Annotated in this window: 13 protein-coding genes and 2 pseudogenes; 2 read left to right on the top strand and 13 right to left on the bottom strand. The window is 44.2% G+C overall.

From position 1 onward, the window contains the following. Position 1 precedes the first annotated feature (1 nt). From BM358_RS10770 to BM358_RS10750, 5 genes and pseudogenes are all read right to left on the bottom strand, one after another. A complete protein-coding gene (locus BM358_RS10770) occupies positions 2-970 on the bottom strand; it encodes a LacI family DNA-binding transcriptional regulator (protein WP_023988661.1) in 969 nt (322 codons plus the stop codon). A gap of 750 nt (positions 971-1720) precedes the next feature. Beyond that, positions 1721-2371 (bottom strand): FMN-dependent NADH-azoreductase, encoded by a 651-nt coding sequence (locus BM358_RS10765; RefSeq protein WP_305953850.1) that lies wholly within the window; start codon positions 2369-2371, stop codon positions 1721-1723. Positions 2372-3044: 673 nt separating this feature from the next. After that, entirely contained in the window at positions 3045-3476 is a 432-nt protein-coding gene (locus BM358_RS10760) for an RrF2 family transcriptional regulator (RefSeq protein ID WP_023988659.1), read from the bottom strand. Between the two features lie 91 nt (positions 3477-3567). Beyond that, positions 3568-3836, bottom strand: a pseudogene (locus BM358_RS26795) (manganese catalase family protein); the annotation flags it as partial. A gap of 159 nt (positions 3837-3995) precedes the next feature. Beyond that, complete coding sequence (locus BM358_RS10750; protein WP_028541261.1) at positions 3996-4580, bottom strand: TetR/AcrR family transcriptional regulator; 585 nt, start codon at positions 4578-4580, stop codon at positions 3996-3998. Between the two features lie 152 nt (positions 4581-4732). Between BM358_RS10750 and BM358_RS10745 the strand changes: the two genes are divergently transcribed. Beyond that, positions 4733-5032: an NAD(P)-dependent oxidoreductase gene (locus BM358_RS10745; RefSeq protein ID WP_049828391.1), complete on the top strand. Its 300-nt coding sequence runs from the start codon at positions 4733-4735 to the stop codon at positions 5030-5032. A gap of 523 nt (positions 5033-5555) precedes the next feature. After that, positions 5556-5771: a hypothetical protein gene (locus BM358_RS26440; protein WP_028541262.1), complete on the top strand. Its 216-nt coding sequence runs from the start codon at positions 5556-5558 to the stop codon at positions 5769-5771. Here BM358_RS26440 and BM358_RS10740 read toward each other — a convergent pair. From BM358_RS10740 to nikA, 8 genes and pseudogenes are all read right to left on the bottom strand, one after another. Continuing rightward, positions 5685-5897, bottom strand: a complete 213-nt coding sequence (locus BM358_RS10740; protein ID WP_023988655.1) for a zinc-binding dehydrogenase — start codon at positions 5895-5897, stop codon at positions 5685-5687. The two genes, BM358_RS26440 and BM358_RS10740, sit on opposite strands and share 87 nt — an antisense overlap. 121 nt (positions 5898-6018) lie before the next feature. Then, a pseudogene (xerS, locus tag BM358_RS10735) lies at positions 6019-6885 on the bottom strand (tyrosine recombinase XerS); the annotation flags it as partial. Positions 6886-7194: 309 nt separating this feature from the next. Beyond that, the gene (locus BM358_RS10730) at positions 7195-8424 is read right to left on the bottom strand and encodes a staphylopine family metallophore export MFS transporter CntE (RefSeq protein ID WP_049828392.1); all 1230 of its coding nucleotides are present in this window, start codon (positions 8422-8424) and stop codon (positions 7195-7197) included. After that, positions 8421-9284, bottom strand: a complete 864-nt coding sequence (locus BM358_RS10725) for an ATP-binding cassette domain-containing protein (RefSeq protein ID WP_049828393.1) — start codon at positions 9282-9284, stop codon at positions 8421-8423. Before BM358_RS10725 ends, BM358_RS10730 begins: the two co-directional genes overlap by 4 nt. A gap of 15 nt (positions 9285-9299) precedes the next feature. Continuing rightward, the gene (locus tag BM358_RS10720) at positions 9300-10115 is read right to left on the bottom strand and encodes an ABC transporter ATP-binding protein (protein ID WP_048481501.1); all 816 of its coding nucleotides are present in this window, start codon (positions 10113-10115) and stop codon (positions 9300-9302) included. Then, a complete protein-coding gene (gene nikC / locus BM358_RS10715; protein WP_023988651.1) occupies positions 10078-10959 on the bottom strand; it encodes a nickel transporter permease in 882 nt (293 codons plus the stop codon). Before nikC ends, BM358_RS10720 begins: the two co-directional genes overlap by 38 nt. Positions 10960-10963: 4 nt before the next feature. After that, the gene (locus BM358_RS10710) at positions 10964-11905 is read right to left on the bottom strand and encodes an ABC transporter permease subunit (protein WP_025722474.1); all 942 of its coding nucleotides are present in this window, start codon (positions 11903-11905) and stop codon (positions 10964-10966) included. 19 nt (positions 11906-11924) lie between these two features. Then, positions 11925-13550 (bottom strand): nickel ABC transporter substrate-binding protein, encoded by a 1626-nt coding sequence (gene nikA, locus BM358_RS10705; RefSeq protein WP_028541263.1) that lies wholly within the window; start codon positions 13548-13550, stop codon positions 11925-11927. Between the last annotated feature and the right edge of the window lie 181 nt (positions 13551-13731).

Here is a 13731-nt window from a genome sequence, read left to right as displayed (position 1 = left end):
ATCATGTAGTTTCGCCTTGCTTGAAGACAACGGGGAGACGATACACTTGCTGATCTAAAGTTTCACCTTCGATTTTCTTATAAAGTAATCTGATTGTCATACGTGCCATCTCCTCCACTGGCTGCCTGATTGTAGACAATATCGGATGAAAATAAGGATGATCCTGAATCCCGTCGTAGCCGATAACCTTTACATCCTCTGGAACGCGAATGCCCTCCCTGCGTGCTCTTTCTATATAGCTGGCGGCTAACATATCGGTAATAGCAAAAATGCCGTCCACATCGCGGTGCTCATTTAGGAACTCGTTAAAATAGGCATCGTCGTCCACTATAGGGTCGGGCTTCTCGTAGATTACATAATCGACTCCCAATGTTTGCGCTTCATGAATGAAACCTTTTCTCCGATTCATGGTTTCACTGAAAACGGAAGTGACGCTTCCCATAAAAGCCGGTTTCTGGGCTCCCGCTTTAACAAGCTCCCTCAAAGCCAGACGCCCTCCCTCATAATTATCGGAGGTCACACAGGTAATTTTTTTGTTGAAGTGCCTATCAATACTTACAATCGGAATGTCATTGCTTACGCTATTCTCTATATCATTGTAAGTAATGCCGACAATACCAGCCACTTTGTTTTGCCGTAGCATATCCAGATAATATAGTTCCTTTTCGGGCTTGCCGCCGCTATTACATAACATGAGCTTAAAGCCTTCCCTATCCAACTCATCCTCAATGTAATAAGCCAGTTCAGAAAAAAAAGGATGCCAGATACTTGGAAGCAGCAAGGCTACCATCTTGGATTTCCTCATCTTGAAATTTCGAGCGACTTCATTAGGAAAATAATTCAGTTCTTGTATAGCTTTCTCCACTTTCCTGCGTGTTTCTGGTTTTACAGAGCCCGAGTTGTTAATAACGCGGGACACCGTTCCCACAGCTACGCCAGCTATGTTAGCTACATCTTTAATACTTGGCATCTCCCTCCCCCTATCTCTCTTTATGAAAATTATAATAACACTAAGATGGAAACGTTTCAATTATGTTTGAAACGCTTTTTTTGCTGACTGTTTTCATGCTTCCTAAAGAATGTCGTCGCTTTAATGAAGCTCTATTGTCAGTTGTATGCGGATCTAAAAAAACAAGGCTTGTGATGAAAATTATCATTAGAGAGAACGGTTAAAATCTGTATCAATTTTTGTTCCGGAAATATGCCTATGCTTGCTCAAGCGTTCTCTCCAGTACATCCGTCAGAAAAATGATTTGCTCCTCGAGCTTGCCCTTTTCATGACTACAAATGCCCACGGCCTTTATAAAAGCTTTTTATCTTCCCTGCCGGGCTGAAGCGCCAGTGTGGATTCCATTAGATATACGTCCTTGTCCTCTACATCTGTTCATATTCATCTCTATCCTTCTTGTTTTAGTGGTTAATCCTAAATTTCCTCCGAAAGACACGAATAGCGTTATTAAAAGTTACGTGCCCACCGTTTCTTTAGTCCCATTTGCCAATTTATCGAAGAGATCACGTTAAATTTGTAAAGGCAGCCGATAATCGGCTGCCTTTACGTTTAAATAGTGTTTGCAAAATTATATTTCTTATCTTCTAGAATAGGCTTGCAGATTTGCGTATATAGGCCTTACAAGAGCACATTTCTCAAGTGCTTGCCGTATCAACATTTGCCCAATAGAGCCGCTGGTGCCAAACAGGTAAAGCCCTTCTGGAAAGTGTCTTAGAACGTTGATGCTACTTTGGCCACTTCTTGAAGTCCTTCTTTTACAATCACTTCTGCACGATCCTTGTACTGATTATGTCCTTCAATAATAACATCGGTAGTTTGAATTCCGAAAAGGCCAAGATTCATCTTCACTGGTTTAACCGCTGATTCGAAGGATGCCATCGGCTCTATCGAGTACATTCCTCCACGTGCGCTTAGCAATGCGATTTTTTTATCACCGGCAAGACCAACAGGACCTTCAGCAGTAAATTTAAATGTTTTGCCAACCTGGGAGATATGAGCGATGTAGTTGACCAACGGTGCAGGTGCCATGGTGTTCCAGAGTGGAAAGGCAATGACTACTTTATCTGCGGCAAGGAATTGATCCAGATAACGATTGGACGTTGTTGTGGCTTCCAACTCTTCTGCCGTAAGTTCATAACCTTGACTTAATTTATAGATGCCTGTGATCACAGTATTCCCATAAGTAGGAAGGTTCTCTACGAACAAATCAAGTTCAGTAATTACATCAGACGAATGGGTATCTTTATAAGTCTTGAGAAAAGTCTCATACATCTGAACACTTACTGCTTGATCTGCTGGACGATCATTCGCTTTAATAAAAAGTACATTGGACATAGTAATTTCTCCCTTATAGTAAGATATTTATCTCAGTCCATTTCATATTGTGCCTTTTTTAAGCACATTTAAGACTTTTAAATGCAACTGCGATGAGCACATTATAATTCATTTATTCCTTAATCTCAAGTTCTATTTCTGTACGAATGTTAGGTTACAAAATATGCTTTATAACGTTGTAGTACAGGAGTGACACCTGATTGTTTGGTCAGTAGGAGCAATGGCGTTTTGAGGGGGAGCCCTTTCACAGTATTCGTAACCATATATATCTATCATCTGAATACATCTATAGATGACTAACCGTGATCGATGAGAAGGTATACTTTTAAACATTTTTCTTACAACTAGGGTTTTAAATAACTTACTTTCGTCTATTGATTGAACTTACCATCAAAATTTATATGACTATCTAAAAGATATTGGGAACGGGTCTATTCTGGTAGTATCCTTTAATACTTTAACAGGTATTACCATACCAGTGCTGTTCTCTATATACAATAGTTGCAAGTATGCGCAATTGTGGGGATGAGCGATCAGTGTACTGTTATAACAAAATCCAGCAAGAAAATAAAAAGTCGCCAATATGGCGACATCTTTAACTCTTAACCACTAAGGCAGCATCATTGGTTAAAGCTTTTGAGATGCATCTTTGAAACAGCACATTACAAATTTATGCCTGTTTTTTTATTTTTTTTACTAATTAAAGTAAATCTATACGGTTAGCGACATCATCGATTGTAAACTGACTCAAATATTTTATAGTGTGCTGTTCAGTTTCATACAGAATTTTTTCCAATTCAAGATCAAGCTGTTTAGCGGCATCTCCACAATCGATATCAAAATCAGATTCTGATATATCCGTATTTACTGCATAATAAATATCACCTAAAGTAATTAGACTGGGAGCTTTTCGTAAAATGTAGCCCCCCTCACGTCCACCTTTTGACTCCACGATACCTGCAATGGTTAAAGACTGCATGACTCTTCTCATGAATGTAGCATGCGATTTAACTTGACTCGCAATCATTGCACTAGATAAAACGCTGTTACTTTTTGCTAGCCATACGACAGAATGAACGGCTATTTTAAAACGGGGAGGACCAATGTGGATTCCGCGATTTGCTGTACTCATATGAACACACCTTTTCTCTGTTTAGTTATTATTGGTTATTTAAACTGAATTGGAACTGATAATAAGCTTTAAATATTCTCAATTCGTTCTGCTAAAGAATATATACCTTTTTCTTTCCCGTATATTCAATAATAATCTGCACCGACTCCTTAAACCGCAGCGCATGCACAATCTCCCGATCCCGCAGAAACTTGAGGCTGTCTTACAGATCCACATCATCCGTCTTGTCAATCAGCCACTGGTATGTAGCTTGGGCCTTTTCTTCGGCGGCTATTTACTCATACAAATCTGCCAGTGGATCACCTCTAGCCGCGTGTAGGTCGTGATGAACGGAACCCCTGTTGCACTGTTGTAGAACAAGACTACTAGACTGCCGCTGCTTTATTAACTAACGTACCCAGTTAGCATAATGACCTGTTTGTTGACTATATGTCCCTAGATTAAGTTCCCCTTTAATAAAGACTGTTCGGCATAAGAAGATCTCTCTTAGAGAGAGCGTTACTTTGTCTGATTGAACAACTAACGTACACCTTCCTCAATAAAAAATTTCAGCCCTTGAGAAAGATAAGGTATCACCAATTGGATATATTCTTCAGCTGGCCTTGTATCGTTATATTGCCAGTTAACGGCCGCCCCGTAAATGCTCCAGCTTAACATTACAGATGCAATTCGAACGGATTCCTCACGGACTCCTGCATTCTGATTCATCATCATCTCGAAAAATACTTGCTCAAGTTCTTTCTTAATTATCGCTTCTATTACAGAAGTAAATGATTCAAAGCTTTTTCGACATTGGGAAGCCAGCGAAGATTGAAATTGAGTAACCGACATAAATACACTGGCAAGCGTCGTTTCATTGAGCTGGTCATGTATTGAAATTTCTCTCATTACGTTCGTCATTAGATGTTCTTCCAGTGTTTTTTCGAGCAGATCGTATTTATCCATAAAATGATAGTAAAAGGTGGCACGGTTGATCGTTGCTTCTGATGTAATGTCTTTAATACTGATATTCTTAAAATCCTTTTTCGTTGAGAGGAGAAGAAATGCATCCATAATTAATCTGCGTGTACGTACAAAACGTGGATCGAGCCTGTTTTCCGTCATCTCATCTCCACTTTTTAGACATTTCACTGCATATGTCGTATATCCGATAAAAACGTAATTTTATCGGTTGAACAGTAGCTACCAGTACTTACAATATAACTATACAACAAGTGTTGTAGAAATAATAGATGTATGAAAGACGAGGCTACGTTATGATAATTACAATTTTTGGCGCCAACGGCGCTATAGGAAAGTTGGTCGTAAAAGAAGCTTTAACACACGGCGACCAGGTAGTGGCTTATGTAAGAAGAGCGGATGCTCTGCCTGAAAATCACCCGAATTTACAAGTGGTTGTCGGTAGCCTGGATGACCACCGCAAAATGAAAGATGCGTTTACAAATTCAGACGCCGTGATCAGCGCGCTTGGACCGGCGCAGGATAAATCCAGAAAAGTGAAGGATTTGTCGATCCCCGGGCTCATGAAACCATCATTCAAACCATGCAGGCTTTAAATAAAAAACGTTTTGTCACACTGGGGACGCCTACCGTGAAAGCAAAAGAAGACCGTTCACAAATCAAACATAGAATGGACTGTCGTACGCATTATCAATCCGAATATCAAACAAGACGGCAAGAGCTATGGAATTTCGTTCGGTGATACGAAGTCAGGCATGAATGTATCTCGGGAAAACGTTGCGAAATGCTTGTACGATTTTGTTTGTAAATCTGCCTATATACAAAAAAATGCCGATTGTTTTTAATAAATAAGGAGAAAAATGACAATTACAATATGGATTATACAAGGATTATTGGCAGCCATGTTTCTGTAGAATTAACAGACGCGGGATTCTGGAAAAGCGGCTTTGCCGCAGCCGGCGCACTCCTTTTGGGTATTACAGTATCATGACTCATATTCGGGTAAAAGACGGCCTTAGAAACGACGACGATTATTATTCTCGGTATCCTGCCTTTCTTACCGCTGTTCCTGCTCTATTAATTAACTAAAAGAAAGGCTGCCCAAAATGTCAAATATGGATGGAAAACATTTATTCGCTGGGCGAATTGATTGCGGAACAGCACAAGCGAAGGATCGAAGTGGCTGAGCGGGTTACAGCTATTTTGCAAATGGCCAAAATGCCGGATGAAGCGGGACTCGATTATTATTTAGAAGGTCACAACAACTTTGCCTTGGGAGTGACCCGTCGACACTTTAATCAACGCTTTGTTAATGTCCCCAAACGTATAAGTTGAATCTATAGAGGGCTTGATATTTTCTTTTTCAACAAGTTTAGTGGTATCTTGTAATTGACTTCCATTGGATTGCACAAATAAAAAGCGATATTCATTTTGATTCTTACGTGCTAAAGAATTGTACATTGACAACAAGTTTATCCCCTATTTCACTCAATGACAGCTGGTACTAAGTCGCTATAGAGAAGCTTTGTGTCATTCCCCCTTGAACAGGGTAAACTTTGTGTCATTACATGACTAAGCTTTATTACTTATCCATATTATTAACTGCTTTCCTCATTTCTTCATCAGTTAAATGAGTATAAATCATAGTCGTTTGTATTGAGGAATGTCCTAATTGGTTTTTCAATCTAGGCACATCATTGTTCTCCAAGTGATAACGGGTTGCAAATGAATGTCTCAGAGAATGCACGGTTAAAGCCAGCTTTCCAAAAGCTATAGTGTATTTTTCAATCAGTTTTTCAATGGATCTCTGCGTTAAACGTCGGCTTTTTCCTTTGCGACCAACAGGAGCTGCTATAAACAAAAAGCTTTCGTTTCTTTCTGGAATATATCTGGATTCTCTGATCTGAAGATAATTTTCTAAATCCAGTAAAGCTTGCTTGCTGAAATACACATATTGTTCTTTATTACCTTTACGGATAACACTTACTAAAGCTTTATTCATATCCAGATCTTCAAGGTTAATGCCTGCAACCTCAGAGAGCCTAAGACCGGATCCTAAAATGAGGGAAACAATGGCTGTATCTCGTTCACGATTAAATTGATGGAAATTGAAAATATGTTTATTCTCTTTATTAATCTTTCCGTAATCATGGGCTACAAATAACCTAAACGACTCAAAATCGTCTTCTCTGAGAATTTTCCCATCAATACGATTGGCAATCGTCTCTTGGCTTTCTTTAACTACATTTAAATCCATTTTGGCCATAACATTGCGCTGGATATATGGCTCTAGGTCACTTATTTCAGCTTTATTCTGTAAGTAATCAAATAAGGATTTTAGTGAGGACAATTTACGGTTAATGGTTAGCTTAGTATTGTCGAGTTGATACTCCAAAAAAGATAAAAAATTCTCCACTTCACGAATGGTTAGTTTCTCTAAAGTAGCTAAATTCTACCCTGGAACGATTCGAGATTTCGCTTGAATATTTGCTCTCTGGTATAACAGGCATTATTCATTACTGGGTTCAAAAACAGGACCGTTTATCCATAGAAAAAATATCGAGCGTTCTTAGCGATATTCACTTCAAGAACGTTCAAGACTTATTTGCCGACGAACAAAACAGGGCTTAAATCGTCCAAGAACGATTTAAGCCCTACCCCATATCTAATTTACACCGATGACTGGCAGCTTGCCATCTCTCAACGATGCCAATGCTAAACTCGATTCTTGATCAGGTAAGTGTATGTTCTCTTAATCTTACGGCTGGGCCTTCATCCAGCGGCTACTCAAGGCAACAAACAAGGCAACGCAGAGAGAAACGCTGGCAGAAATCCAGAAGATGGCTCTGTAACCGGCGGAGTCTGCCACCAGGCCTAGAACGAGACTACCAATCACGGTTCCAAAATCGGACATGGAGATAAATAACCCCATCCATACTTTTCGACGTTCTTTTCCGAGTGTGATGCTCAGGTAAGCGGCAAGCACAGGATACACATTAGCTATGCCATAGCCGATCATCGCACCGCCCCCGTACAGCATCCATGCATTACCTGTTACTGGGGCAAAAGCTACAAGTGCCAGACCTATCGTGAGCGAAACCAACAGCATGCCGACATATACGGAATGCCAGTTCCCGTCCGAAGGCAGATTCTTACGGAAAGCAAATCTTGCTGTCACGATCACGCCCGATTGAATAGCAAAAAACACCCCCGCATTGCCGATTCCGGTCTGTATCACATACAAGGCAAGAAACGCCGTTACCGCGCCAAACCCAATCGTTGCGCTCATCATCACGAGGCTGCTCAGCATGAAGTGACGGTTCCAGAGCGTGGATCGTGCGCTTCTATCTATTTCATGCTTGGTTGTCGTTTGCTTCGCGGGACGCTTTGCCGCTTTGATGTGCTGCGTGGCTCTTCCTGTTCCATAGCCCGAGATGAGCGTCAATGCGCCCAAAACCAAAAGGCCTGCGTAAAATCCGTTCAGTCCAGCTTTTTCCCAGGCGATCCATCCCAGTGCAGGCATCATAACCGAGGGTAGCAAACCAAACAACAAGTATAGAGATAATCCCTGAGCACGGTCACGCTCGGGCAACAGGTCCATAACAGCCATCTGCACGGTCAACGAAAAGAATGCGGCGACAGCGCCTTGCAAACCCCGGACAATAATGTAAGAAACGTTGCCTTGCCATACAAACAATAGCAAAACTAACAGATGCCCCGCCAGAATAAAACGTAGAATGCGGGCAATCCCGAATCGTTCAACGACGATTCCCGCCCATGGTCGCAGCAGCATGCTAACTAGCAAATACATCCCCACGATCATACCGATCTTGTCGTTTCCATAGCCAATGCTTTGCGTATAGAGAGGCAATATCATCTGAACGAAGGCGTTAGCACTATAAAACAAAAAAGTGAGGGTATATAGGCGTAGCAACACGGGGGAAAATGCACCGTTGCGAGCGTATGGCAAATCTTTGCTTCGATTCATGCCCAGGCGCCTTTACGCTGCCCTGCGTCAACATAGAAAGGCCTATCCTTCCGAATTGTACCCAACTCCGGATGTCCGGATAATGAGGCGTCTAACAACTGCTTAACTGCTGGTTCCCTGGATACCTTCATCTCGGCTATCGTCGAGAAGCTACCGCATAAGCTACCCTGATCTAATACAGTCCATCGGTCACATAGTGCAAAAGCAGCCTTCAGGTTGTGCGTGATGAATACGTAGGACATATCCCGTTGTTTCTTTAAATCGCGTAAAACATCGATAATATGTACCTGGTTGGCAATATCCAAGCTGCTGACAGCTTCATCGAGCACGATAAAGCTGGGTCTGGAGATCATGGCGCGTGCAATGTTAATGCGCTGTAGTTGTCCACCGCTTAATTGTCTTGGCAGCTTGTTCATGGCACTTGCAGGTAGTCCGACGATGTCCAAAGCTTCGCCGATGCGGTAATCCTTTTCCCCATTCGTTAGTCGCTCGAAATTGTCCAGGGGCTCCCCGATGATTTGTGCTGCCGTCATCTTGGGATTTACCGAAGAATAACAATCCTGAAATACGGCCTGTACATGCTTCCGTAACTGTTTCTTCGTTCGATTGTCGCAAGCATACATATCCTTACCATCAACAAGTACTGAGCCCCGTTGAGGGCGCTGCAAGCCAAGCATGATTTTGCCGAGTGTACTCTTGCCTGCACCGCTCCCCCCCAACAAACCGATGCATTGTCCTGCCTCCAGCGTCATGGAGATATCCTTCACGACAGCTCCCTGCAACTTCTGTTTCGATTTCCACCAAGAGTTGTTCGCAGAATCATACGTGTGAGTGACGCCAGAAAGTTCTAGCAGTTCCATTATTCTTCCCTCCGTTCATTCATTCAACCGACTGCGTAGCAATTCTTGTGTATAGGAATGTTGTGGTCGATTGAATATGGATAATACGTCGTTATGTTCCACGATCCGTCCTTCATGCATCACGATGACCTCGTCTGCCATCTCTGCGATGACGTCAAGATCATGCGTAATAAGCAGGATGGCAACGTCCTGGTTCATCCGCAGTCTCTCTAGTTCCTCCAATACATGGTATTGATTAATGGTATCGAGGGCTGTGGTGGGCTCGTCCGCAATGACGATGGAGGGTGACAGACACATCGTTAGCGCAATCAACACGCGTTGCAGCATGCCTCCGCTAAGCTCGAACGGATATCGTTTGAGAAGTTCCAGCGGATCAGGCAGCCTTACACTTTCAAGTGCCTGCACAGCCAGTGTCAACGCATCCGTTTTACTACACCGGGCATGTGTGCGGATCGTTTCGACAAACTGGCTTCCGATGGTATGAACAGAAACCAGTGCATTCATTGGATTTTGAACAATATATCCAATATCATTTCCGCGAATGGTGCGTAACTGCTCTTCAGTCATGCCGTTCAGTTCATCACCTCTCAGTCTGATGCTGCCGTTTATGCGGATGGCAGGATCGAGTAGCTGAAGAATCGATCGACAGGTTAGCGTTTTGCCGCTGCCACTCTGTCCTGCAAGACCTACGACGCGTCCAGGCTGCAACGAAAACGAAACATCATGCAGCAATCGTTGAGAAGCGCCGTCTTCGATCACATCGGCACAGACATTATGAAGTGCAAGCAATGGTTCAGGGGTTGCCGATCTGACGTGATGTTCTTCGAACATTGCGGGTGCTCCTCTCCTTCACTTTCTTTACGCCGAGCAGTTGGGAGAGCGACTCCCCCAGTACATTGAACGCGGTGACTACAAGTAAAATACACAATCCCGGATATAGCATTAGGGAAGGGTGTTCGCGCAAATAGCCGCGTCCTTCATTAATCATCGCTCCCCATTCCGCGGTAGGCGGCTGAATGCCGAGTCCCAGGAAGGAAAGAGCTGAAATATCCATGATGGCCCACCCCATCTCTAGCGTACCGATCACCACAATTTGCGGGAAAATATGCGGAAAAACGTGTCTTCTCAGGATCGCTAATCGGCTGGAACCGCAAATGAGGGCAGCCAGCAAATACGGCTCGGAACGCAGATGCAACACCAGACCCCGAGTCATACGTGCATAGTACACCCACTGTACCAGCAGCAGTGCAATAATGACCTGATATATCCCTGGTCCAAGCATACCAACGATGCCAAGCACAAGGACGAGGTTCGGAAATGCAAGCATGCCGTCGCAAATCCGCATTAATAGCTGATCCAGCCAACCGCCTACGTAACCGGATAACATGCCAATCGATACACCAACCAGCACAGATATGGAAAAGACACCCAACACCAGTCCAAACGTAATCCGGACACCATAGATGAGTCTGGACAACACATCCCTGCCCAAATGGTCGGTACCCAGTAAATGCTCAGCCGAGGATGGAACGAGCTTGTCAGCCATTCGTATCTGATTCGGATCATGGGGAGCTATCCATGGAGCAAAGATAGCTGTTACTGCGCAAACACACAAAAAGAACAGGCACAAGCCTACGACCAGCCGCTTGCCAAAAAACAAACTTTTCAATTTCATATTCCTACCTGCTCCTTTCTTGCAAGGAAAGCCTCGGATCAGCAGCCATGTGCAGAAGATCGGTTAGGAGACTTGTACATAAGTAAAGACAGGCAGCAAAAAAAACATAGCCCTGAATGACTGGTAAATCGCGGTTGAAAATGGATTCCACGAAAAACCGCCCCAAACCGGGCCAGGAGAATACTCGTTCTACCACAATCGTTCCTGTGATAAGCCTACCTAGATTCATACCGAATCCGGTAATGATGGGGAGGATGGCCAGTCGAACCACATGTCTGAGCATGATGCTGCGCGGCTTTAATCCTCGTGTATGCGCATAGTCCACGTAAGCCTGCTTCATCTGCTCCAGAATACTCTCGCGAAACAGTCGGGCATAGGTTGCCACAAGTGCCAAAGAGAGAGTCAATGATGGTAAAATCAAATGCTGCCATGTGCCCTTTCCTTCCACGGGAAGCAAGTCCCAGTGGAGGGCAAACAGATAGATCAGTAAGTAACCCAGCATGAATTGCGGTAAGGATGCGCCGATGTAGGAAAGAATGCGCACCGCATAATCTACCCACCGCCCGGCGTGTACGGCCGAGAGATACCCTAGTGTGACAACAGCTACGAAAGCGATCAACATACTGCTCCCCGTCAACTGCAACGTTGCGGGCAACCGTTGCCAAATCTCTCCCCAGACAGACTTGGAGGACAGGTACGACGTCCCGAGGTCTAGCTGTAGCATGCGAACAGCAGATTGCACGTACTGAGACATAAAGGGATCGTCCAGCCCCAGTTCTCCCCTCTTCTCCTGTAGCATTTGCTCGTTAGGCTTGATATGAGCTGCCGAGAAGTACGCCTCGGCCGGATCAACCGGAGAGAGCCTCATTAGCACAAAAGCTACGAAGGTGGCGAACAGCACGAGTGGAACCAGCGTCAGTGCTCTTCTAAAAATATAACCTGCCATAAGTGGCCCTTCCTTTTCTTTATTTTAGGTGAATGCTATTAAATGGATGATCCCATCTGCTCTCTGGAAATGAAACGTTATCCAGTGTTTTCTGGTATACGTTATATTGACGAATATAGGACAGGGGTATAATAACCGATTCTTCCTGAACTTTTTGTAAAATCTGATCATAAAGCTCTTGTCTCTGTTTCTCGTCAACGGAAGCCAGTACTTGCCTGATCTGTTCGTCAAGCTCTGCCTTGCCTTCAATATTGAGATGTGCCTCTGCAACGCCAAAGGTAGGCTCCGCTACCGCATTGACCAATGTATGTGGATCGTAAGGCACTCCGGAGTTGAACCAGAAGTTCATGTCATAGTCTCCCTCACGGAAACGTTTGGTCTGTTCGGTCAGCTCAAGTCCCGTCAACTGAAGTTCAACGCCAAGTCCAGCCCATTCGGCCTGAAGTGTCTCGCCCATCGCTTTCTGGATGCGGTCAGTTGTATCGTACATCAGCTCAAACGACAGCTTCTCGCCATCCTTTTCCCTGGTACCGCCCGATGCCGGAACCTTCCATCCTGCCTCGTCCAGATAAGCTGCTGCTTTGGAGGCATCGTATGCAAATCCAGGGAACGTCTGACTAACGTAAGGATAATCGGTCGTTAGCACCTGCGTCGCAGGCTGTTCCACGTCAGACGTGATGCCTTTGACCATCGCAGCCTTGTCAAATCCGTGATGCAATGCAAGCCTTACTCGCATATCCGTCAGCTTTTCATTCTGCGTATTCAGGATTAAGTTTCGCGTGCCCAACGGGCCCGATACTTCCGTTTCGAATGCATCGTTCTTTTGCAGGCGCGTGAATTCGTCAAGGCTAATGGAACCCTCTCCGAAAATGAGATCAAGATCGCCTTTCTCGAAGGCTAGTACCCGAGTTTCGGCATCCGGTATGATGCGGACCGTGATCTTGTCCAGTTCAGGCTGTTCGCCCCAATAGTTCGGGTTTTTCACGAATACGCTGTATTCATCCTGCTTGTATTCTTCAAGCATCCATGGCCCCGTGCCGATGGGAGACTGAATGCTTTCCAGCGTATTGTCCCCTTCCGGGAAGCCTGCATCGGCCAAGAAGCGGAATGGACGCACGGTCGTTAAGTCCTGCAAAACCGGATAGTACGGCTCTGACATGACAAGCTTGACGGTGTACTCGTCAACAAGCTCGAGGTGATCCAGCAATTTGGCCGTTCCCAGCCAGCTATGCGTCGTCTTGTTTTGCAGGATCGCGTCTATGTTACGCTTGACGCTAGCGGCGTTGAACGGTGTTCCGTCCGAGTATTGGACGTCCTCCCGAAGATGGAAAGTATATTCTTTGCCGTCCTCGCTAATCTCCCAACTGGTGGCCAAATGAGGCTTGATTTTTCCCCCTTCGCCGTACTCAACCAGCGGTTCGTAAATCATGGATTGTGAGAACAGCTGTGATGGATAGTACGCGTGCGGATTAGATGGACCCAAATCCCTCATCCATGAAACCGTTATTTCTTTAGCTCTTTCCTGTTCCCCGTTAGCTGACGCAGATGGTGCTGCCTCCTCTTTTTTGGAACATGCCGCTGTCACAGCAAGCAGAAGCATAAATAGCATGACAAGTATGCCTTGGAACATTTTTCTCTTTCGCATGGTAAAGCCCCCTAAAACATTAATGAGAATGAAAATCATCTTCAATTTATGTTAAGGAGTTTGGTATGATTGAACAATGGATATATTTCTGATTTTTTATAGCACAAAAAACAGAACCGGGCTTGCGACAATTGACTTGTCTATGCATGTCTTGCTTGGAACCGCGGTTCAAAATACATTT

Source organism: Paenibacillus sp. cl130 (assembly GCF_900116035.1).
Taxonomy (GTDB): Bacteria; Bacillota; Bacilli; order Paenibacillales; family Paenibacillaceae; genus Paenibacillus; species Paenibacillus polymyxa_B.
Note: the sequence above shows the minus strand (reverse complement) of the source record. Positions and strands in the feature narration are given on the sequence as shown.

Excerpts from the sequence above, each read along its gene's own strand:
- BM358_RS10770 (WP_023988661.1), bottom strand. The coding sequence starts at position 970 with ATGCCAAGTATTAAAGATGTAGCTAACATAGCTGGCGTAGCTGTGGGA.
- BM358_RS10760 (WP_023988659.1), bottom strand. The coding sequence starts at position 3,476 with ATGAGTACAGCAAATCGCGGAATCCACATTGGTCCTCCCCGTTTTAAA.
- BM358_RS10750 (WP_028541261.1), bottom strand. The coding sequence starts at position 4,580 with ATGACGGAAAACAGGCTCGATCCACGTTTTGTACGTACACGCAGATTA.
- BM358_RS10745 (WP_049828391.1), top strand. The coding sequence starts at position 4,733 with ATGATAATTACAATTTTTGGCGCCAACGGCGCTATAGGAAAGTTGGTC.
- BM358_RS26440 (WP_028541262.1), top strand. The coding sequence starts at position 5,556 with ATGGAAAACATTTATTCGCTGGGCGAATTGATTGCGGAACAGCACAAG.
- BM358_RS10740 (WP_023988655.1), bottom strand. The coding sequence starts at position 5,897 with ATGTACAATTCTTTAGCACGTAAGAATCAAAATGAATATCGCTTTTTA.
- BM358_RS10730 (WP_049828392.1), bottom strand. The coding sequence starts at position 8,424 with ATGAATCGAAGCAAAGATTTGCCATACGCTCGCAACGGTGCATTTTCC.
- BM358_RS10725 (WP_049828393.1), bottom strand. The coding sequence starts at position 9,284 with ATGGAACTGCTAGAACTTTCTGGCGTCACTCACACGTATGATTCTGCG.
- BM358_RS10720 (WP_048481501.1), bottom strand. The coding sequence starts at position 10,115 with ATGTTCGAAGAACATCACGTCAGATCGGCAACCCCTGAACCATTGCTT.
- nikC (WP_023988651.1), bottom strand. The coding sequence starts at position 10,959 with ATGAAATTGAAAAGTTTGTTTTTTGGCAAGCGGCTGGTCGTAGGCTTG.
- BM358_RS10710 (WP_025722474.1), bottom strand. The coding sequence starts at position 11,905 with ATGGCAGGTTATATTTTTAGAAGAGCACTGACGCTGGTTCCACTCGTG.
- nikA (WP_028541263.1), bottom strand. The coding sequence starts at position 13,550 with ATGCGAAAGAGAAAAATGTTCCAAGGCATACTTGTCATGCTATTTATG.